This is a genomic window from Hydrogenovibrio sp. 3SP14C1 (assembly GCF_029625905.1).
GTDB lineage: Bacteria > Pseudomonadota > Gammaproteobacteria > Thiomicrospirales > Thiomicrospiraceae > Hydrogenovibrio.
On the sequence record NZ_JARTLM010000222.1, the window covers coordinates 1 to 253 of the forward strand.

At 43.9% G+C, this 253-nt stretch carries 1 protein-coding gene; it reads left to right on the forward strand.

Annotated elements, in window-relative coordinates:
• Positions 1–253: oligogalacturonate lyase family protein (locus tag P8629_RS12340; protein WP_278166397.1), on the forward strand; the 253-nt coding region annotated here is incomplete at both ends.

Below are 253 nucleotides of genomic sequence, written 5' to 3' on the forward strand. Positions count from 1 at the left end.
TAACGCTTGGTTAGGCCACCCTATTTACCGTCCGTTTGATGATTCAACCATCGGTTTTTGTCATGAAGGTCCGCACGATTTAGTCGATGCACGCATGTGGCTAGTCAACGAAGATGGTCGTCATGTACGTAAAATTAAAGCACAAGATCCGGGAGAGTCATGTACACATGAGTTTTGGATCCCGGATGGTAGCGCAATGGCTTATGTCTCTTATTTTAAAGGTCAAACTGAGCGCGTTATCTATAAAGCAAAT